The organism is Pseudomonas sp. PS01270 (assembly GCF_029959775.1).
Taxonomy (GTDB): Bacteria; Pseudomonadota; Gammaproteobacteria; order Pseudomonadales; family Pseudomonadaceae; genus Aquipseudomonas; species Aquipseudomonas atacamensis.
Window position 1 is genome coordinate 1 of record NZ_JASCPT010000296.1, and the last position, 287, is coordinate 287.

Sequence of the window (287 nt, forward strand, 5' to 3'; positions counted from 1 at the left end):
AGCCAGTAGCGCGCGACCATGCCGGCGTGGTAACTGGTGCCGCAGGCGACGATCTGCACATTGCGCACTTTGGCAAACAGCTCGGCAGCTTGTGGACCGAAGGCCTCGACCAGCACTTGATAGTTGCCCAGGCGACCTTCGAGGGTGCGTTGGACCACGGCCGGTTGTTCGTGGATTTCCTTGAGCATGTAGTGGCGGAACTCGCCCTTGTCGGCGGCTTCGGCACCGTCGGTGTACTGCACGGTCTGGCGCTCGACAGAGTTGCCGTTTACGTCCCAGATCTGCAC

General features: G+C 62.0%; 1 pseudogene. It reads right to left on the reverse strand.

What is annotated here, in order from left to right:
* A pseudogene (locus tag QMX86_RS28245) lies at nucleotides 1-287 on the reverse strand (glutamine--fructose-6-phosphate aminotransferase); the annotation flags it as partial.